15 protein-coding genes are annotated in these 18,699 nt (G+C 39.9%); 3 read left to right on the top strand and 12 right to left on the bottom strand.

Features of this window, described 5'->3' with window-relative positions; translation table 11 throughout:
- Window positions 1-441 precede the first annotated feature (441 nt).
- Genes I5349_RS07570 through rpmH form a run of 6 tightly spaced genes read right to left on the bottom strand, consistent with a single transcriptional unit; the run spans window position 442 to window position 4,686 of the window.
- Window positions 442-951, bottom strand: a complete 510-nt coding sequence (locus I5349_RS07570) for a DUF2480 family protein (RefSeq protein ID WP_226390142.1) — start codon at window positions 949-951, stop codon at window positions 442-444.
- 2 nt (window positions 952-953) lie between these two features.
- Entirely contained in the window at window positions 954-1,640 is a 687-nt protein-coding gene (gene tsaB / locus I5349_RS07565) for a tRNA (adenosine(37)-N6)-threonylcarbamoyltransferase complex dimerization subunit type 1 TsaB (RefSeq protein WP_226390141.1), read from the bottom strand.
- Window position 1,641: 1 nt separating this feature from the next.
- Window positions 1,642-2,454 carry a sulfite exporter TauE/SafE family protein gene (locus I5349_RS07560; protein ID WP_226390140.1) on the bottom strand — a complete coding sequence of 271 codons (813 nt, stop codon included), beginning with the start codon at window positions 2,452-2,454 and terminating at the stop codon, window positions 1,642-1,644.
- Window positions 2,451-4,109, bottom strand: a complete 1,659-nt coding sequence (locus I5349_RS07555; protein WP_226390139.1) for a S41 family peptidase — start codon at window positions 4,107-4,109, stop codon at window positions 2,451-2,453. Before I5349_RS07555 ends, I5349_RS07560 begins: the two co-directional genes overlap by 4 nt.
- Window positions 4,106-4,483: a ribonuclease P protein component gene (rnpA, locus tag I5349_RS07550; protein ID WP_226390138.1), complete on the bottom strand. Its 378-nt coding sequence runs from the start codon at window positions 4,481-4,483 to the stop codon at window positions 4,106-4,108. The genes I5349_RS07555 and rnpA overlap by 4 nt, the downstream gene beginning before the upstream one ends.
- Window positions 4,484-4,527: 44 nt before the next feature.
- Window positions 4,528-4,686 (bottom strand): 50S ribosomal protein L34, encoded by a 159-nt coding sequence (rpmH, locus tag I5349_RS07545; RefSeq protein WP_226390137.1) that lies wholly within the window; start codon window positions 4,684-4,686, stop codon window positions 4,528-4,530.
- A gap of 141 nt (window positions 4,687-4,827) precedes the next feature.
- Between rpmH and I5349_RS07540 the strand changes: the two genes are divergently transcribed.
- Window positions 4,828-6,465: a M61 family metallopeptidase gene (locus I5349_RS07540; protein ID WP_226390136.1), complete on the top strand. Its 1,638-nt coding sequence runs from the start codon at window positions 4,828-4,830 to the stop codon at window positions 6,463-6,465.
- Between the two features lie 42 nt (window positions 6,466-6,507).
- On the opposite strand, the gene I5349_RS07535 is transcribed toward I5349_RS07540, so the two are convergent.
- The 6 genes from I5349_RS07535 to I5349_RS07510 form a co-directional block, all read right to left on the bottom strand.
- Window positions 6,508-8,559 carry a M16 family metallopeptidase gene (locus tag I5349_RS07535; protein ID WP_226390135.1) on the bottom strand — a complete coding sequence of 684 codons (2,052 nt, stop codon included), beginning with the start codon at window positions 8,557-8,559 and terminating at the stop codon, window positions 6,508-6,510.
- Between the two features lie 23 nt (window positions 8,560-8,582).
- Window positions 8,583-9,908, bottom strand: a complete 1,326-nt coding sequence (locus I5349_RS07530) for a M16 family metallopeptidase (RefSeq protein WP_226390134.1) — start codon at window positions 9,906-9,908, stop codon at window positions 8,583-8,585.
- 237 nt (window positions 9,909-10,145) lie between these two features.
- Window positions 10,146-11,153 carry an adenosine kinase gene (locus I5349_RS07525; RefSeq protein WP_226390133.1) on the bottom strand — a complete coding sequence of 336 codons (1,008 nt, stop codon included), beginning with the start codon at window positions 11,151-11,153 and terminating at the stop codon, window positions 10,146-10,148.
- Window positions 11,154-11,156: 3 nt separating this feature from the next.
- Window positions 11,157-12,326, bottom strand: coding sequence for a GNAT family N-acetyltransferase (locus I5349_RS07520; protein ID WP_226390132.1), 1,170 nt, complete (start codon window positions 12,324-12,326; stop codon window positions 11,157-11,159).
- 66 nt (window positions 12,327-12,392) lie between these two features.
- Window positions 12,393-13,262, bottom strand: coding sequence for a glycerophosphodiester phosphodiesterase family protein (locus tag I5349_RS07515; RefSeq protein WP_226390131.1), 870 nt, complete (start codon window positions 13,260-13,262; stop codon window positions 12,393-12,395).
- A 124-nt stretch (window positions 13,263-13,386) separates the two neighbouring features.
- Window positions 13,387-15,351, bottom strand: coding sequence for a M1 family metallopeptidase (locus I5349_RS07510; RefSeq protein WP_226390130.1), 1,965 nt, complete (start codon window positions 15,349-15,351; stop codon window positions 13,387-13,389).
- A 173-nt stretch (window positions 15,352-15,524) separates the two neighbouring features.
- On the opposite strand from I5349_RS07510, the gene I5349_RS07505 reads away from it, so the two are divergent.
- Window positions 15,525-17,360: a TonB-dependent receptor plug domain-containing protein gene (locus tag I5349_RS07505; protein WP_226390129.1), complete on the top strand. Its 1,836-nt coding sequence runs from the start codon at window positions 15,525-15,527 to the stop codon at window positions 17,358-17,360.
- A 131-nt stretch (window positions 17,361-17,491) separates the two neighbouring features.
- Complete coding sequence (locus tag I5349_RS07500) at window positions 17,492-18,649, top strand: iron-containing alcohol dehydrogenase (protein ID WP_226390128.1); 1,158 nt, start codon at window positions 17,492-17,494, stop codon at window positions 18,647-18,649.
- Window positions 18,650-18,699 lie beyond the last annotated feature (50 nt).

The raw sequence follows: 18,699 nt of genomic DNA, 5'->3' as shown, positions 1-18,699 counted from the left end.
CAACCTCTGCCGCAATCTTTCACTCTTGTCAATATATCAACCCTTTCAGTTAATATATCATCACCCTAAATCCATCCCCCCTAATCATTCCCCGCTTTTGGGTCTGCAAAGGTAAGAAATGTTTCTTGTAGTGCAATACCTGAAGAGAAAAAATTATTTGATTTTTACCTCAACTCTTAACTCCTCTTCTCTCCCCGCTTTTGGGATTACAAAGGTAATAGAAAGCTTTCTCAATTCAATCAAAATGTTAACTTATTTTTTGATCCCCTCGAAAGAAAAATATCCCTCCAATCCTCTCAAAAAGCTACTTTTTCTCATCTCACCAACTCCTTATCCCCCGTTTGGGACTGCAAACATAGAACCTTTTAAATCAACTACCAAATCATACACAAAACCTTTTTTGACAAACTAACCAAACACCCTGAGTAACAAGAAGAAAAATTATTTTGCTTTCTTAAATAAAGGGACGGTACTGCATGGTTCTCCATACATGAGGCTAGAAACTACGGGAAGAAGCTTTCTAGAAAGCGCTATGTATGCTTCATTGGGGACTTCTATCTTACTACAACCTTTGATCACCACCTTTTGATCAATGAAAATTGAGGTGTCAAGTTGGTTAATTTTCTCTAAAAAGATCTGCGTCTTCAATGCATCCAAATCCCCAAAAGCATAAAAGTCAGCTATTGGTGCAAGATAAGTAGCTAATAATATATATGCCCATCTAGGAACTATGGCATCAGCAGAGCAATATATCGCGACTGACTTACCATTGTATGTAGTCCAATCAAATGCTTTGAGAGTTTGTCTAAAATCTTTTTCTTTTAAGGCTATCCCCTCAAATAAATAATCTGCTATATCGAATACTCCAACATTAGTGGATTTGTATAGCTCCTCTAAATCAACTGTCTTTAGACTACTATTTACTACTCGATTGACTATTTCGTTTTCCATATTTAATCAAAGAAATTATGCTTCTTAACTTTTGCTGCTGCTTCCTTTAAATAGAACGGTTCGCTATATGCTAAATCAGAAAATGCATTTTGTTTATATCGCTCATAAGCGAGTGCACCCATGATCTTAGCTGATGGCAAAAGCTCGATCATTTTAGCATGTTTATTATTAATTGATTCTACCGTTTTCAATGCAGCATCCCCTACAAACAGCACTTGACCTCTCGTAAGTTCCTCTTCGAAAGATCGCTCATCTAATATGTGTGCTTCAATATTCGAATAATCAGAAGAGTCTATACATTTCATTCTTCGATAGATTTCTAGCCTTCTAGCGTCTAGCGTAGCGACATAAGTAGTAAAGTCTGATCTCAGAAGTTGTGCCTCATGAAGGAGTGCATCCAAAGTAGAAAACGTGATCAGTGGCTTATCTAAAGCAAAGCAAATACCCTTAGCAGTAGAAAGACCTATCCTTAAACCCGTATAAGATCCTGGCCCGATGGCAACTGCCACAGCAGAGAGTTCATTAATAGCAACGCTGCTCTCAGAAAGTACCTGCTCGATAAACTTTGTGAGATTGGTTGCGTGTGCATTTTCATCATCTGACTCTCGAAAAGATAATAACTGACCATCTTGATGAAGTGCAACTGAACATATGCGAGTAGCTGTCTCGATAGATAAAATCAAAGCCATTTCAAGAAAAGATTTCTACGATTTTTTGAACTATGACAAGTAATACAAAGGTAGTGAATATCCTTTGAAGCATAGTAGAGCTCATCCTAAGAGAGGATTTTACACCAAAAGGTGAAGAAATAAGCACTCCCACAACCATAGGGAGTGATATAGATAATATCATATATCCTACGTGAGCTCCTTCATAAGGGAGTCTTGGACTTTCAAAAAAATTAAATACAGCCATTGATCCAGTAGCTATTAAAATCATCCCTATCGAAATCGATTTGGCCTTTTTGATATCCACCTTAAAATAATTACTTAAAAGCGGGACTATAATAGTACCTCCTCCTAATCCAGAAAGTGCTGACATCCCTCCCCCGAGGAAACCTGAAAGGCTCATGCCTAGTTTGGAAACTTGATAGTCATTTGTCTGGATTGGTTTCTTTCGATTCAAATACCCCTGAAGTAGAATTAGAATCAAAAAGACAACTACGACTACATTAAATATTAGTCTATTGTAAAAAGGTGTATTGACCACAAAAGTAAGCATCAGTAGAGAGGTCAGCGCACCTGCTACTCCTACAAACACCGTTTCTCTCAAATAAAATGTCTTGGTCTTAATATGTGTTGCTATGCCTGAAACTGAGGCAAAAAAAGTCCCTAGTGTAGAATTAGCAATGACATATTGTACGAGTTCCTCTTGTGGCACTCCGGCTTTAGTCAAGGCCACTGGAAGAATCAATATGTAAATCATCCCACCTCCTATCCCTAGCAAGCCTGCAAGAAATCCTCCGATCAGTCCCGCAAGAACTAAGACCAATATGTCAATCATTTATTCTTTTTGGGTTTTAGCAGCTGCTGATATGTTGCTTGATCTTTAAGAATTTTAAGCGCTTCAGATATATCCATATCCTCATCCAATGAAGACTCGATGATACCTTCTTGAAAATAATACCTAGAGACGATCTCTTCTTCTAAAGCTTGTTTGATCTCTGACTTAAATTTGATCAAGTCCTGTTCCTTATTGTGAGAAACTTTCTTCTTGAGTTCGTTCAACTGATCCTCTATATCACTGTAGTATTTTTCACTTTGTGCGTATTGCTCAAGGTCATCAATAGTCTTTTCTACTCGTGTGATGTAGTCATATTCTTTATCTTCGAGCCATTTTACAAATTCATCATACTCTTGGTCACTGAGCTTGAATGATCTAGGATTCTCAATTTTGTCGTGCTTGTAGAAGTATTGAGTAGCAAAATCAAAAGTAAGGTTACGCGCTACTAAGCTGTAAGTAATAGGTGCATAATTTGGCTGCTCTACTTTGATATCAGGATCAATTCCACCACCATCATAGACTATTCTACCAGCTTCTGTTTTAAAGGCCACTTTGAGTGAATCTGGGATTTTGCCTACACTACCATCTTCATTTCTATTAGCATAATCAATAGCTTGGATACATCTTCCGCTTGGTGTATAGTACTTAGCAGTTGTGATTTTTACCTGAGAGTTGTATGGAAGTGGTCTTGATGTCTGCACTAAGCCTTTACCAAAGGTCCTCTGACCAACAAGCACAGCTCTGTCATAATCTTGCAAAACTCCAGCGATGATTTCTGAAGCAGAAGCGCTTCTGCTATTGGTAAGTACAACAAGAGGCATTTTTTTGTCCACTGGACTGTTTAGGGCCTTGTATGTCCTATTAAGTTCTGATAGCTTACCTTTTGTATTGACGACTACTTTTCCCTTTGGGATAAATAAGTTGGAAATACCCACTGCCTCATCTAAGATCCCTCCAGGATTGTCTCTTAAGTCCAATATCAATTTCTCTGCTCCTTGAGCTTTGAGGTCTAAAAGCGCTTCCTTGACTTCTTTTGAGGCATTTGTAGTGAAATCTGCTAGTTTAATGTAGCCAACTCCATCTTCTAACATACCATAAAAAGGCACATTGTTGATAGTGATTTTCTTTCTGGATAGTTCGAAATTTAAAGTATCTCCATTTCTAAGCAGCGTGACTTTGACTTTGGTATTCTCTGGACCTTTGAGTTTCGCACTTATATCAGCCGTTGGAGCTCCCTTCACATTTTCATCATTGACCATGAGAAACTCATCTGCGATCCTAATGCCCGCCTTCTGAGCTGGAAAACCGGTATATGGCATGATGACAATGGTCTGATCCCCTCTATTGCCTATCAACGCACCGACTCCGCCATATTCACCTGTAGTCATCACTCTAAAATCTTCAGCTTGACTCTCTGGTATGTATTGGGTATATGGATCTAGCTCTTCTAGCATAGCATTGATACCTGTCTCGATGATCTCTTCTGCTGCCACTTCGTCTACATAGAGTGTATTGAGCTCTCTGACTAAAGAAGCAAAGATGTCTAGGTTTTTAGCTATCGCAAAAAGTTTGTCATTTCGTACGCTAAATGAAAAAAGAACTGTAGAAGCTAGTATAAATGCTGCTACAATAAGGGTGATTTTACGCTTAGTCATGATACTTTGGACTTTAGATCTATTACCAAACGCTCGAGCGAAAGGATTAGTTTTTCTTCGATCACTTGATAAGGCAAGATGTCACTTGCAATATAAATAAATGCAATAGAGACTTTGCCTAAATTCTGTGATTCTAGTAGATGCTTGTGCAAACGGTATGCCTCTTTGATCCTTCTTTTGATCAAATTGCGATCTACTGCTTTTTTGATTTTACGCTTAGATACAGAGATGAGTACTTTGTTGACAGACCCCTCAGGTGTGGTGATGAGAAGTAACTTAAAAGGGTGTAAAAAAAAAGAGGAACCTTTATCAAAAAGTTCCTTGATCGCTTTTTCGCTGTTTAAACGTTCCTCTTTTGTGAATTTATATTTCATCAATCATCATTTGAGCTGAAGCTAAATGCGTCAATGGGAATATCTTATTTCTTCAATGTCTTTTCTGAAGAAACAGTAAGTTTATGTCTGCCTTTAGCTCTACGCTTAGCAAGTACTCTTCTACCGTTTGCAGAAGCCATTCTAGATCTGAAACCGTGCTTGTTTCTTCTTTTTCTTTGAGAAGGTTGAAATGTTCTTTTCATCTCTTTATAGATTATTAATTAGTTCTTTTAATACATTGCCGAAGATGGCGCTCGAAACACCATTCTAAAAGGACTGCAAAGATAGCTAGCTTTTTTTTAAATACAAATCAGTCATTTACTTTTGTTTAAATTCAAAACATCATGAAATATAGATTTGAAATCGAACAAGCAAACTTACATACTTTCAGTATTAGTTTCTCTGTAAAGGCATCCTCCACACAGGAGATATTTTGGCTGGCTGACTGGCGACCTGGGAGATATGAGGTCGCCCACTACGCTCAGTACATCAGAAATATCAGTTTCCGATCAGAAAATGGCCATGTACTGACCTATACAAAAGATACTGTCAACAGCTGGCGCGTATACTGTGAAGACGCACAAGAAATCCATGTAAACTACGTCTACTATGCAGGTCAGCTCGATGGCGGAGGGTCTTGGGTTGACGATCGACAAGTGTATTTAAATCCTATTAATTTTTTGCTCTACCAAAAAGACAAAGTACATCACCCATGTAGTTTAGAATTGCACTTACCTCCATCATATCAAATTGCTTGTGCACTGAAGACTATCAAGCAAGAAGTGTTTGCAAAGTCATATTTTGAAATGGTAGACAACCCTCTGATTTGTTCAGCTGAACTAATGCATGAAAGCTACCAAGTAGGAGAGACGACTTTTCACCTTTGGGCACAGGGACTTGATGAGAAAGCAAACTTAAAAGCACTAATCCCCGACTTTAAGAACTTTACTACTGCTCAAGTAAGTATGATGGGAGCATTTCCAGCACAAGCCTATCATTTTCTTTTTCAATTTACTCCCTATAAATTTTACCATGGCGTAGAGCATAGGGAGAGTACAGTCATTGTACTAGGTCCAGCAGGAGAGTTTTTATCACAAGGGTTTCAAGACAATTTGATGGGCATCAGCTCTCATGAACTTTTTCATGCTTGGAATGTCACTCGACTCAGACCTCAGACTTTTCACCCCTATGACTTTAGTAAGCCTGTGATGCTATCTGAAGGGTTTGTGTTAGAAGGCATCACTACTTACTACGGAGACCTGTTTCTGGCTAGAAGTGGTTACTTTTCTACAGAGGCATACTTATCCGAATTGACCAAAATCATCCAACGAGAAGCTGATAACTACGGTAACCAACATCAATCAATAGTAGCATCCTCTCATGACCTATGGATGGATGGATATAAGAAAGGTATACCTGATAAAAAGGTATCCATTTATACCAAAGGAGCCATCATAGCACTAATGCTTGATCTAAAACTTCGCATAGAAAGCGATCGATCACTTGATGATATTATGAGGAAAATGTGGGCCTTATTTGGAGATCATGCTGGATATACTTTAACCGATTTTATAAAAATTTGTGAATCTGAGAGTGGCTTAGTCTTGACTGATTTCTTTGATAAATATCTATTTGGCACACACGCATTTATCGGTGATCTGCATAGCTACCTTGACAAAGTGGGTATCGAATTACAAACATCACCTCATCCCGATCTGCTCACTGCTCACTTTGGAGCTAAACGCGAAGGAGAAAAAATCATCCAAATAGCTCCTAAAAGTCCTGCCGCAGCTTGTTTGAGCTTGCAAGATGAAGTGATATCATTTGACTCAAAATTAGGAGAAATTCACGTCAAAAGATTTGGTGAAGAGAGAGTGTTTGATCTAAAGAGATCAAATCAAACCTACTTTGATGTAACCAATCTGCATCTAAAGCATCAATCATCAGAAAACAATCTTTTGAAAAAATGGCTAAAAAAATAGGGAGGTCAAAGATCTCCCTATTTAATCTTATTCTTATAGATATTAATCTACTTTAAAAGTAGCGGCATCTATTTGAGTATTTACTTTCAAAGAAGTGACTTTCGTCTCAAGTGGCATAGGGATCTGTGGGTTAGTAGCCAATTGGAAGAAAGAGAAAAGTACTCCTTCCACCGCTTTGTAGTCTCGATAGATTGCATTTCCTTGAGCTGATTCAGTTTGTAGTTTTAGTCCTGACTCTACATCATAGTATTCTACCATGCTCACACCACCTGGAACAGACACCTTGACTCTGTAAGCATCTTTACCTTCTACGCTTTTGATATCCTCAAGTACAAGCTTATATCCTTCTTTGAGGTAATCTAACTCTGGAAATATCAAAGCACCACTTTTAAAAGGAGCTACTTGAGCGCCTTCAAGCATTTGGCTCTGTCCACCAGAAGATATCTTAGCTTTATCTCCATTCAATACAACATTTTGAACAGTATTCCCACCAACTTTCACGCTAAGGGCCAGTTTACCTGGTTGTTCTTTGAGCGTGGTCGTCTCGATAGTCATTCCTTGTATTTCTGCCGAAGTGATCATTTCTACAGACTTGATGGCCTCGAGTTTTGCTCTTCCTCCTATAGCATCGATGTATTTATTGATGACACTCTCAGCAGTGACACTAGCATCTATCTTACTATCAGAAGGCACTTCTTCGTTTCCATAGATATCGTACATTTTGACTTCGCCAAATCTAGCCACCTTGTCTTTAAACTCACCAGTATTTCCCACGATGACGATATAGGCATTGTCAGGACGAATATACTTTTTGGCTACTTGCTGTACATCTTCAATAGTTACAGCATCAAGACTCTTAAGATAGTTTGCATAGAAGTCTTTTGGTAGATTGTATCTCTCTACATTGAGTGCGAACCCTGCGATAGTACTTGGGCTTTCTAGCGATCTGCCGAAGCTACCAGACAAGTATGCTTTAGCAGCGTCAAGTTCTTCCTGAGTGACCTTCTCATCTACGATTCTACGCAACTCGTACATGATCTCATACACTGCACTGTCAGTCACTTCTGTTCTCACACTAGCACTTGCATTCACAGCAGCTACTAAACGATCACTTCCTATACTTGCATAAGCTCCGTAAGTGTAACCCTTATCTTCTCTTAAGTTCATAAACATCCTAGAAGACGAACCTCCGCCTAGTATGTAGCTCAAAACACGCGTCTTGATATAGTCAGGTGAGTTGAGGCTCAACTCGATCGGGTAGCTGACATTGATCACAGACTGTACGCTGCTCGGCCTATCGTGCAGTGCCACCATAGTTTTAGCAGGCGCTTTAGGTTTCTCATACTCAAATGTTGGTATGGTGCCTTTCGGCCATTTTGAAAAATGCTTTTTAGCTACCTGCTCAGCTTCCTTCTTAGTGATATCTCCTACGATGACTAAATATGCATTACTTGGCTTGAAATAGGTCTTGTAATAATTCTTGATATCTTCTACGGTGATGTTGTTAAGTGTCTCTTCAGAATCTAGCTCACCATAAGGATGATCACCATAAACTAACCTACGAACGATATTAGAAGCGATAGCATTAGGATCATTCTTTTGAAGCGCTATACCCGAAAGTGCCTGCTTTTTGATCTTATCTAGCTCTTCTTCTGGAAAAGCTGGATTGTAGAGCAGATCTGTCATCAGTTCAAGCATTTTGTCCTGATGTTTTTTCAAAGAAGAACCATATCCACCTGAAGAAGAAGCAGATACTGAAGCACCGATGAAGTCTTTTTCCTCATCGAGCTGCTCCTTTGTACGAGTAGTAGTCCCTCTGTTCATTAGCTGGCTCACCATAGACGAAAGTCCCGCCTTATCCTTTTCCAAAACTGGATCTCTTGGAATAGTCAATGAAAATGATACTCTTGGTAGTTTATCATTTTCTACTACGAACACTTTTAGTCCATTAGCTAGTGTAAAAGTAGCTGGCTGACCTATCTGAATCTCAGGTGCTGGACCTGACTCTGGTCTCACAGATCTATCAAGCCCTTGCCCAAAAGCAGTGCTAAATGTCAATAGACCCGCGCATATATATAATAAAGTTTTTTTCATTGTCTTATCAGTCATTTTGTAAATCACTTATCTTCACTTGGCTTAGGTAGATAGTATAATACTACTCTGCTATCTTTCTTAAAATACTCTCTAGCAACTCTTTGGATATCCTCACGAGTTACCTTTTTGTACTCATCCCAAATATTGTTGATATAGTCAGCATCTCCTCTGTATAGCTTTGCTTCTGCAAGTGCCTGAGTTATTCCCTCTATGCTAGAATTTCCTGATACGACTGAGTTCTCGATTTGATTCTGAAGCTTTTGAAATTCTTTCTCAGGGACTAATGTATTTTTTAACTCATCTATTACTTTATCCATCTCTGGCTCAAGCTCAGACGCCTCTACTCCTTGTGCAGTGATGCCATAAAGGATGAAAAGCCCACCGTCTTCTAGATCAAGCGGCAAAGCTGCTACACCAACTGCTTTTTGCTGATTATCGACAAGCTCCTTGTTCATTCTAGAAGAGTTTCCACCTGATAGAATACTTGATATCATTTGGAAAGTATAGTAGTCCTTATCTGTCTTTTTAGGCATGTGATAAGCCTGTACCACTGCTGGCAATTGGATATTATCATAAATCACATCTCTGATTTCTCCATCTATTGCAGGTTCTACTACAGTAGGTCTCGGGATTGTTTTGGTTCCTTTTGGTACTTCTGAGAAGTATTTTTTAACCCAATCCTTGGTCTGCTTAGGGTCGATATCACCAGCTATAGTCAATATGGCATTATTAGGCACATAGAAAGTCTCATAAAAAGCCATGAACTCCTCCAATGATGCGGCATTGAGGTGCTCTAGCGAGCCAATTGGCGGCCACTGATACGGATGTACTTTGTAAGCTCTCTTAAGTGTTTCTGGAAGTAAAGATCCATATGGCCTATTGTCATAGCTTTGTCTCTTTTCTTCCTTTACTACCTCTCGCTGAGTTTCCACCCCCGTTTGATCAATCTTTGCATGTAGCATACGCTCGGACTCCATATAGAGTGCCAGCTCCAGCTCGTTGGATGGCATGATCTGATAGTAGTAAGTCTGGTCGCTAGACGTGAAAGCATTCAGCGTACCACCAGCAGACTGTATGACTTTCATGTATTCACCTCTGTCCAAGTTTTCGGAACCTTCAAAAAGTAAGTGCTCAAAAAAGTGCGCAAAACCCGTTCTTTCAGGGTTTTCATTCTTAGACCCTACATGATATAGTACAGAAACTGCTACTATAGGTGTCGCATTGTCTTGGTGCATAATCACCCTCAGACCATTGTCTAGGGTAAATTCCTCAAATGCTATCTTCTTCTGTGCAAACGTACTGAGCGTAAGTAAACAGAGAAGAGAAACTAATAGACTAATTTTTCTCATAAGTTTATTGTTTGTTTATAATTCAATGGGATTGCAAAATAATTGATAAGAACAACTTATCCAACGAGGTATCTTATTAATATTTCTTGAAAAAAATATAAAAATGTCCGAATTCGAACTTGACTGCTTTTTCATACAGGTATTTTGATCGAAAACGAACACTTCTCTTAAATCCCCTTTAAGAAATTGTTTGACATAAATGCAAAAAGACCTGAAACAGGTCTTTTTGATACTCAGCTATACGTTTGTCGCAGTAGCTTTTTGAAGGAGTTCTTTGACCTCATGCCATTCGAGCCTAGGTCCAAATTGAGTCACTACTTTCGAAGAGGCTAAAGAGGCTATCTTTCCAGCCTGTGCATAAGAATGTCCATTAGTGATGCCATATAGGAATGCCCCAGCGAACATATCTCCTGCGCCATTTGAATCTATAGCAGTAACAGGGTAAGGCTCTATATCGATGAAAGTATCCCCATCATAGATCAAAGCGCCATTTTTACCTTGAGTAATGACAAAAGCCTTTGCTACTTTCTTCAATTCTTCTCGAGCTTCTTTGATAGTTGCTTTCTCAGTATAGAGCATGGCTTCTTCTTCATTGCAAAATAGCAGGTCTACACTTGCACCGATCACTTGATCAAATCCAGACTTGAAGTACTTGACCATACTTGGATCTGAGAATGTCAAAGCTACTTTTACGCCAGCGGCTTCCGCCATTTTCTTAGCAGTAAGCATGGCTTCTCTGCCATTGTCTGATGTGACTAGGTAGCCCTCTATATAGATATATTTAGAATCCTTCAGCGCATATTCATTGATTTCAGCTGTAGAGTAGTTTTGGGTGATCCCCAGAAAAGTATTCATCGTACGCTCTGCATCAGGAGTGACCATCACCAAGCACTTACCTGTGATACCATCCTCCAAAGTCGCTTCTTGCAGATTAGTATCTACTCCTGCAGCTCTGAGATCTTTCATGAAAAACTGTCCCAACTCATCATTTGCCACCTTGCACGAGTAGTAGGACTTTCCCCCAAACTGACTGACTGCGATGATAGAGTTTGCTGCCGAACCTCCACACTGTTTCTTAGCTTCTGCAGCATTGATTGCCTTCATGAGTTTATTTTGGCGTTCCTCATCCACCAGCGTCATGAATCCTTTTTCTATTTCATTTTGGATAAAAAACTCATCCTGCACTTTAAATTCGATATCTACTAGGGCATTTCCTATGCCGTAAACGTCATACTTCTTAGTCATATTTTATATACTTTTTGCTCTTTTAAATTCTCTTGTACGGTCAAACAAATACCGATAGGTATGATGTGTTTTTTTCACTTTTGCACCTATTTGTTCAGCTACTTTCATCATTTTAGGATTGAAATCCCCTATCCAGTTGAGTTCTATGTCCTCATATGGATAGTCCTTACTCCAAGCCAGGTCTGTGTATTTGATGATCATCGCACTTTCTATGCCTTTACCTTGATACTTGGGCACTACACCAAAGACCAATCCTAACATCTTGCGATTAGGTTTGGTCATTTTGTAGTATAAAAATTTCAGTTTGCCCAACCAGTTCATCTGTCCATCTAAGTATTTGAAGATTTGGTTGATTTCGGGGATGGAGATGAAAAATGAAATAGGTTCCCCCTTGTGAAAACCAAAGTAAATCAATCGCTTATCCATGATCGGTCCCATACTTTTAAAAAGCTGCTTGGCCATCATCAAGGACAGTTCTTTACCACCGCCATCATGACCTGCCCAAGCCTGATTATATACTTTGACAAAGTACTCAGGAGCTTTCTTCATCTCTGCTCCTTCTAAGTATCTAAACTCAAAATCCGAATCGTTCAGCACGTGCTCGCCACGCTGGTACATCCGTGGGTCAAAGTCGAGATTTTTAACGGGCCTGTGGTAAGTAAATTGCTTGAAATAAAGCTGAAACCCATAGTTTTCAAATAAACTGGCATAATAAGGAAAGTTCCATGGCATGCAGTAGTTAGGCTCCGAAAAGCCATCGACTAGCACTCCCCACCATTTGTCTCGCTCTCCAAAGTTGACAGATCCGTCCATCGCCTCTATACCTTGAGCTTCAAGCCACCTTTTACCCGCATCGAACAATGTGTTTGCAGCCTCTTGATCTTCTATACATTCGAAGAATCCTATTCCTCCTGTAGGCACTTCTTCCTTTTTATTAGCCTTAGGATTGATAAAAGCAGCCACGCGACCGATTGTCACGCCTTCGACATCCTTTAGAATCCAACGAATACACTTTCCTCCTTGCTTGAAAAGCTTGTTTTTATTGATGTCAAAGATGTCTCTGATATCTTTATCTAGCGGACGAATCCAATTTTGCTCGTTTTTATAAAGTCTAACTGGAAAGAGGATAAACTCATTTTCCAGTGATGTAGTGTTCACTTCTATCAATCGCATAAAAAAGGCAATACTTTAGTATCGCCCAAAAATAGTGTTTATTTCAAAGGTAAAAAAACCTAAATCTTACAAGCCCTTAGCCCTATCAGGATAATCTGTGATAATACCATCCACGTCCCATTCTAAAAGCATTTTCATATCACTCACAGCATTGACTGTCCAAGGGATCACTAGCATGCCGGCTTGTTGGATTTGTTTGACTGATGAGGCATCCAGCATTTTATAGTAAGGACTATAAATCTCTGGTGTAAATCCTAAGTCTTGCACATTTTGCTCCCAAGTCTTATCGTTTGCGACCAGCATCGCCAATTGGACATCTGGATACTTCACACGAAAATGACTCAATACTCTAAAATCAAAAGACTGTATCGTCACGCGTTCCCAGTCTAGCTCTCGACTGATCAAGTCATAAACAAGGCTGCTAAACCCAGTGACATCAGGATGATATATATTATCTCCTTCTACAGTACTCTTGATTTCAATATTATACCTGACTGGCTTTAGCCCATGATCTTTCACATACTTTTCTACTGTCTGTATCATGTCTTTGAGTAGTGGCTTAGAAGTATGAAGCTTGACTTGTATCGGAAAACCAGCATTGCCTATCGAGCCACAGTCATATTGTTTTACTTGCTCATAAGTGAGTTGGTAGATATTGTGGCTATGGTCATCTATCGCTATCCGCTCGCCACTAGGAGTGAGGCAGATCAAACCAGACATATGCGGCTCATGAGAAAGTACTACTTGTCTATCTTTGGTGATGACTACATCAAGTTCTAAAGTCGTCACTCCAAGATCTATGGCCTTGATCATGGCTGGGATGGTATTTTCTGGCATCAGCCCTCGTGCACCTCTATGACCTTGTATGTCTACCTGCTGCCCCGTAGCTGTCATCACCATACTGATTAGTACTAGTGTTAAAACCTTCTTTTTCATAAATCAATAAATAAACCATGAAATAACTTAATATCACTCACAAATAGTTTATGTCAATGTGATGCTTTGATGAAGTATAAAATAAAAATCGGGAATCACTTTGAGTAATCCCCGATCTTGTCATTTAATTATCATAAATATTCACTGGAAACGCATCATTGCTTGCATTGACATCAGGAACGATCCCTCTAGGGTCAAATTTCACTGACTTGACAGCTTTAGTCCCCTGATGACGATACACCCAAGTATTTCCTCTATGCCAGATCTCTACTGGTAGCATCACAGTCTCTTTAGAATCGTCTTGATAAGTAAACTCCAGCTCGACAGGCATCGGTACGCCTCCTTTATTACTCAAATACACATACGCTTCTGTCCCTCTACTAAACATTTGGTCTATCGAGATGTCAATATTTTTATTTCCATAAAACCAGCCTTTCCAAAACCAATCAAGATTATCTCCAGCAACATTATTCATCGTATTGAAAAAATCCTGTGGAGTAGGGTGCTTGTAAGCCCAGCGCTTGATATACTCTTTGAAGGCATAGTCAAATCGCTCATGTCCTAAAATGTATTCCCTCAGCAAAATGAGTCCTATCCCTGGTTTCATATAAGCTGTCATACCTAAATTGTTTGACTGAACGATATCAGGATAAGTATCTATACCTTCTCTATTTTCACTATTAAACCAAAAGACAAAGTTTCTTGTCCTATCTAATGTAGCTGGATATTCTTCATCGTTAAAAGCCTGTGTGCTATAATGATTGATAAAAGTATTGAAACCTTCATCCATCCAAGGGTATAGTCGCTCATTGGAGCCTACGATCATCGGAAACCAGTTGTGTCCAAACTCGTGGTCAGTCACACCCCAAAGTGCCTCACCTGTATCTCCCCACGCACAAAATGATAGGCCTGGATATTCCATACCGCCAATCTCTGAAGCGACATTGACCGCTACTGGATACGGGTACTCAAACCATTTTTCTGAATAATGCTCTATAGAAGCCTTGGTATATTCAGTAGAGCGACCCCAAGCTTCTTGACCTTTGCTTTCTACAGGATATACGGATTGTGCATGAGATTTCTTGCCACTTGGTAGATCGATGCGTGCACCATCCCAGATGAATGCTTTAGATGATGCCCAAGCCACATCTCGTGTGTTGTTCATTCTGAAGTGCCACGTCACCGTGCCACTTTGTTTTGGTCTCGTCACTTCAGGCTTCCCCACTTCCTCTTCCTTGATGATCATCACAGTCTCTGCATTATTTTTAGACTGGTTATATCTATTGAGAATTTCTTTTGGTAGCACTTCACTTGGATTCATCAAGTCACCTGAACCAACTACTATGTGATCATAAGGTACTGTGATGTAATAATTAAAGTCTCCATACTCTAGATAAAACTCTCCAGCACCTAAGTATGGCTCTACGTTCCAACCTTTGATATCATCGAAAGTGATCATCTTAGGATACCACTGAGCTATCGCATAAACTTTACCATTTTTAGTATCTAATATGGATGTTCTATCTGCACCCTTTTTTGGCACCTTATATTCAAAGTTCATAGATAGTTCTACAGAACCACCGTTAGCTTTAACAGGCTGCTGAAGCCAGATCTGCATCCTAGTATCTGTGATTAGATATTCAGGCATATAAGCCTCCGCCCTTCGAGAAGTTCCTTTGACTGACACATTTGAGATGATGTGACCACCATCTACATCACCACCATATCTGCCGCCATTATTAGTGAGCGGAAGTGTCAGTGTGCCACGCGAATCTTCCGTAAATCTATTTTGCTCCAAATGAAGCCATACAAAGGGCAGATCCTCTGGACTGTTATTGGTATAAGTGATTTTGACATCACCCATGACGATGTCCGTAGACTCATCTAGGCTGACTCTGATGACATAGTCTGCCTTGTTTTGCCAATATTTCTCACCTGGAGCACCACTAGCAGATCTGTATGGGCTACTCTGCCAGCTCATGTCATTATCAAAAAGTGATAAGTTGTTTTTTCTTCCCTCTTGAGCATTTGTCCATGATGCTCCCATGATGAGAAAAAAAGCTAAAAAGAAGATTCTGTTTTTAAGCATATCTGATATTGTTTGTTTGAATGGATGCTAATTTAAGCAAAGCTTTGATTTAAGTTTTCCAATTTGATAAAATACAGCTGAACAGCTTTGATAATCAAGGATAAAAAGCAGCCTTAAATACATGGTATAATGATTTACAGCTGTATTTTTGTCATCTATAAAACGTTGAATCCATGAAAAAATTCTACCTTCTGATGATCTTATCAGTCTTGTACACATCATTTGGTCAGGCACAAGAAGCGTCTGATACAAGTGCTGTAGGCTTGCCTGTAGTCATGATCAAAGAAAATAGATTAGAAATTCCATTCAATCAAGTCTCTAGAAATGTAAGTGTGATCACGCAACAGGAGATTTTGAGGACGCCTGCTAGAAGCTTATCAGAAGTTTTGAGTTTTACTCCAGGAGTAGATATTCGCCAAAGAGGAGTGGCTGGCACGCAAGCTGATATCAGTATCAGAGGAGGTTCATTTGATCAGACACTCATCTTGGTCAATGGTATCAGACTTACAGATCCTCAAACTGGTCACCACATGATGAATATCCCCGTGCCGCTTCAGTCCATCAGTCAGATCGAAGTACTCAAAGGTCCAGGTGCTAGAATCTATGGACAAAATGCCTATGCTGGAGCAGTCAATATCATCACGGATATCTCTAGGCAAAAAAGCATCACTGGTCAAATATATGGAGGAGATTTTGGTTTGAGAGGTGCTAGTGCTGCCATCTCACTTCCTGCGGGAGATACCTTTGGACAGACGATCTCAGTCTCTCATGATCAAAGTGATGGTCACTGGTACAATTCTGACTTCAAAGTGACCAATCTATTTTATGAAGCAGCATGGAACACATACGCTGGAGACTTCAGAGCTATGGGTGCTTACTCTGCGCGTGCTTTTGGAGCAAATGGCTTCTACACTTCGGCTTTCCCAGACCAATATGAAGAGCTAGGAACTTCATTAGTTGCGTTGACCCATACTTTAGACAATGGCACTTTTTTCTCCAACACCCGATTTTACTGGAGAGGCAATAATGACCGATATTTACTAAGAAGAGATGATCCTGCTTTTTATGAAAATATCCACCGTACAAATATCTATGCCCTAGAGTGGAATAGCCGAATAGAGACATTTCTAGGAACTACAGGGGTCGGCATAGAGGGGAGAAGAGAAAATATCGTCAGCAACAATTTAGGTGATAATTTCCGAGACATAGTGGGTTCATTTTTAGAACACCGTATCAATCCGACAGAAAAAATCGACATTCGTGCAGGTTTGTATGCTACATACATTTCTGATTACGACTGGAAAGCATTTCCTGGTTTTGAAGCGGGATATCAGGTATCGAAGGCATTAAGACTTTATACCAATATGGGAACAAGTTTTAGAGTGCCGACCTACACAGATTTATATTATATAGGTCCTACAAATATCGGAAACCCTGATCTAGAGCCTGAAAAAGCCTTTAGCTATGAATTTGGCGGGAAGCTCAATAAAAAAAATCTACAGTTTGAAGCAGTTTACTTCAACAGATCCACGGATAACCTCATAGAGTGGACAAGACCCGAAGGCACAACGACTTGGCAACCACAAAACTTCAATAAGGTGCTTATACAAGGGCTAGAATTAAGCGCTAGAGCGGCATTTAATTTCAAGCTTGCAGGTATCAAAGTAGAAGAAGCTTCACTTTCCTACAACTTTAATGATGCTGACCTACAAGAGTCTGCGGGATTTGAGAGCAGATATGCATTCACCGCATTGAGACATCAGTTTTTAGGTGGTGTTCTCTTAGGCTTTGGAGACAAAGTAGGCCTCTCTATCAAAGGACGTAGAATAGACAGAGAAACACTCCCTACCTATCATCTACTTGATGCTCGCGCAGACTTCAATAGAAATGGTGCCTTCGGCTTCTTCTTAGAAGCTTCAAATATCACCAATGAAGAATATATCGAAGCTGGCACTGTCGAGATGCCTAGCAGATGGTTTAGAGCAGGAGTCACTTTCAATATTTATTGAGACTACCATCATCTTCAAACCACTTCAAAAGGCTATTTACGATTTGTAGATAGCCTTTTTACATTTTTCTAAATCTATTTCAGAGATCGCGTGTTGTATATAGGTAGATGAACTAAAAACCAAATAGACCTATGTATAATTTTCAATTTAAAAACCCAACTAAAATACTTTTCGGGAAAGGCCAGATAGCAAATCTGCCAAAAGAATTAAGCAAGGATCAAAAAATACTGTTGCTTTATGGAGGTGGATCGATCAAAAAAAATGGCGTCTACACACAAGTAATGCAGGCACTCAGCGACTATGACATCACGGAGTTTGGTGGTATAGAGGCCAACCCACGCTATGAGACTTGTCTCAAAGCTATAGAGCTCATCAAGCAAAAAAAGCTTACTTTCATCCTAGCTGTAGGAGGTGGATCGGTGATAGATGCGACCAAATTCATAGCAGCAGGTGCTGAGATGAGTGAGGACCCATGGAAAATCATCACTGAAGGACTCCCTGTCAAAAAGGCTTTACCAATAGGGTCTGTATTGACACTTTCTGCTACAGGATCCGAGATGAATAGTTTTGCCGTAATTACTAAAGAGGCGACTCAAGAAAAACTGTCCTTTGGATCTGCAAAAGTGTATCCTCAGTTTTCTATTTTAGATCCTGAGACGACTTTCTCACTTCCTAAAAGACAAATAGCCAATGGTATAGTAGATGCATTTTCACATGTGATGGAGCAATACATGACTTATCCAGTAAATGCACCACTACAAGATCGATTTGCGGAAGGGATTTTGCTTACATTGATAGAAGAAGGACCGAAGACACTGGCCAATCCAGAGGACTATGACAGCCGAGCCAACATGATGTGGGCTTGTACGATGGCTCTCAATGGACTCATCGGTGTCGGAGTACCGCAAGACTGGGCTACTCATGGCATAGGCCATGAATTGACCGCCTTGTTTGAGATAGATCACGCACGGACGTTGGCCGTGGTGATGCCGGGGCTGCTCACACACAAGTCAGAGCAGAAAAAAGAAAAATTGTTACAGTATGCATCGAGAATTTGGAACTTAAACGAAGGAAATGATGAAGAGAGAATCCAAAATGCCATTAAACGTACAGTGGAGTTTTTCGAAAGCTTGGAAGTTAAGACCAAGTTGGCAGACTACGATGTACGCCCCGAAGCCATATCAGAAATCGCTAACCGCTTGGACAAGCGACTCGGAAATGTCGGACTCGGTGAACACCGCGATATCAAGAAACAAGATATCACCAAAATCCTAGAGCACGCGCTCTAAAATCAGAATAGATATATGAAATGAAAAGCCCCTTGGAGTTCTTCTCCAAG

Source organism: Penaeicola halotolerans (assembly GCF_016464625.1).
Classification (GTDB): Bacteria; Bacteroidota; Bacteroidia; order Cytophagales; family Cyclobacteriaceae; genus Penaeicola; species Penaeicola halotolerans.
Note: the sequence above shows the minus strand (reverse complement) of the source record. Positions and strands in the feature narration are given on the sequence as shown.

What these genes read in the sequence shown, in the direction of transcription:
- rnpA (WP_226390138.1), bottom strand. Translation starts at nt 4,483, where the DNA reads ATGAAATATAAATTCACAAAAGAGGAACGTTTAAACAGCGAAAAAGCG.
- I5349_RS07555 (WP_226390139.1), bottom strand. Translation starts at nt 4,109, where the DNA reads ATGACTAAGCGTAAAATCACCCTTATTGTAGCAGCATTTATACTAGCT.
- I5349_RS07510 (WP_226390130.1), bottom strand. Translation starts at nt 15,351, where the DNA reads ATGCTTAAAAACAGAATCTTCTTTTTAGCTTTTTTTCTCATCATGGGA.
- I5349_RS07570 (WP_226390142.1), bottom strand. Translation starts at nt 951, where the DNA reads ATGGAAAACGAAATAGTCAATCGAGTAGTAAATAGTAGTCTAAAGACA.
- I5349_RS07540 (WP_226390136.1), top strand. Translation starts at nt 4,828, where the DNA reads ATGAAATATAGATTTGAAATCGAACAAGCAAACTTACATACTTTCAGT.
- I5349_RS07515 (WP_226390131.1), bottom strand. Translation starts at nt 13,262, where the DNA reads ATGAAAAAGAAGGTTTTAACACTAGTACTAATCAGTATGGTGATGACA.
- I5349_RS07505 (WP_226390129.1), top strand. Translation starts at nt 15,525, where the DNA reads ATGAAAAAATTCTACCTTCTGATGATCTTATCAGTCTTGTACACATCA.
- I5349_RS07560 (WP_226390140.1), bottom strand. Translation starts at nt 2,454, where the DNA reads ATGATTGACATATTGGTCTTAGTTCTTGCGGGACTGATCGGAGGATTT.
- I5349_RS07530 (WP_226390134.1), bottom strand. Translation starts at nt 9,908, where the DNA reads ATGAGAAAAATTAGTCTATTAGTTTCTCTTCTCTGTTTACTTACGCTC.
- tsaB (WP_226390141.1), bottom strand. Translation starts at nt 1,640, where the DNA reads ATGGCTTTGATTTTATCTATCGAGACAGCTACTCGCATATGTTCAGTT.
- rpmH (WP_226390137.1), bottom strand. Translation starts at nt 4,686, where the DNA reads ATGAAAAGAACATTTCAACCTTCTCAAAGAAAAAGAAGAAACAAGCAC.
- I5349_RS07500 (WP_226390128.1), top strand. Translation starts at nt 17,492, where the DNA reads ATGTATAATTTTCAATTTAAAAACCCAACTAAAATACTTTTCGGGAAA.
- I5349_RS07535 (WP_226390135.1), bottom strand. Translation starts at nt 8,559, where the DNA reads ATGAAAAAAACTTTATTATATATATGCGCGGGTCTATTGACATTTAGC.
- I5349_RS07520 (WP_226390132.1), bottom strand. Translation starts at nt 12,326, where the DNA reads ATGCGATTGATAGAAGTGAACACTACATCACTGGAAAATGAGTTTATC.
- I5349_RS07525 (WP_226390133.1), bottom strand. Translation starts at nt 11,153, where the DNA reads ATGACTAAGAAGTATGACGTTTACGGCATAGGAAATGCCCTAGTAGAT.